Origin of the sequence: Komagataeibacter sp. SM21 (assembly GCF_041402665.1) — a bacterium.
Classification (GTDB): Bacteria; Pseudomonadota; Alphaproteobacteria; order Acetobacterales; family Acetobacteraceae; genus Komagataeibacter; species Komagataeibacter saccharivorans.
On record NZ_JBGLOV010000070.1, the window covers coordinates 1 to 1194 of the forward strand.

Here is a 1194-nt window from a genome sequence, read left to right on the forward strand (position 1 = left end):
GGCTTGTCTTATGCATTCCGTGTCGCTGCGTGCGACAAAGGACTGATTTTCCCGGGGTAGCCACCCCGGGAAAATCAGGAAGGGGACGGGTCGGTAACAGGCAGACCATAATGGGTCGACTTGAGAGTATGACCACCCCTTCTTTTCCTTGTGCCCTGAACGGATACCCGAGGTCCGGCCTCGGATGACAAGCATAGGACATGGAAAAGATGACGCATCCAGTTGCGGCTTCCAAGGCCGAAGTGCCACCTGCATCGATCACAATCGGGATCGATGTATCCAAGGATCATCTCGACGCTGCCCGTCACCCCGGCGGTGATACCGTTCGTGTCGCCAACACCCGCAAGGGCCAGACCGCGCTTCTGCGCTGGATCGGCGACATCAAAGCCGTTGCCCGGGTGGTGTTCGAGCCAACCGGCCCCTATCACCGCACACTGGAGGAACGTCTGACGGCCGTTGGTATCGCGCAGGTCAAGGTTAATCCACGACAGGCGCGGCGTTTCGCCGAAGCCACCGGCAAACTCGCGAAGACAGATCGCGTCGATGCGTTGATGCTCGCGCGCTATGGTGCCCTGCTGGAGCCGGTTGCCCGTCCGGTCCGCACGGATCTACAGAACCGCCTGGCCGAACTGGTGGCCGCGCGCCGCAGTTTGATGCGCGACCGCACGGCAACGCTCAATCGCCTCAAGACCCTGACGATCGGCTTGCTGCAGCGCCACGCGCGTCATCGCCTGCGGCAGATCGAGGCGCAGGTTACATCCCTCGATGCGGCGACTGACGCGCTCGTGGCGGAAGATGCGCATCTGTCCCGGCGCCGGGACGTGCTGGCCAGTATTCCGGGACTGGGAACGATCACAGCTCATGCGCTTCTGGCCGACATGCCCGAGCTCGGCATGATGGAAGAAGGTCAGGCAGCCTCATTGGCCGGGCTGGCACCCATTACGCGCCAGTCCGGCACATGGCGAGGCCGCAGCTTCATCCAGGGCGGTCGTGCCACCGTGCGGCAAGCGCTCTACATGCCGGCCATCGTCGCCATGCGGTTCAACCCCGACCTCAAGCGTGTTTACGATCGCCTTATCGTAAAGGGAAAACACGCCAAGATCGCCATTACCGCAATCATGCGAAAGCTCATCGTCCTCGCAAACGCCCTGCTTCACAAAGATCGGCTTTGGATGCCAAAAGCCGCTTGACCAC

General features: G+C 61.7%; 1 protein-coding gene. It reads left to right on the forward strand.

The window, feature by feature from the left end; all coding sequences use genetic code 11:
- Positions 1 to 209: 209 nt before the first annotated feature.
- On the forward strand, positions 210 to 1190 hold the full coding sequence (locus tag ACBR42_RS17055; protein WP_371208832.1) for an IS110 family transposase: 981 nt from the start codon (positions 210 to 212) through the stop codon (positions 1188 to 1190).
- The last annotated feature ends 4 nt before the right edge of the window (positions 1191 to 1194 follow it).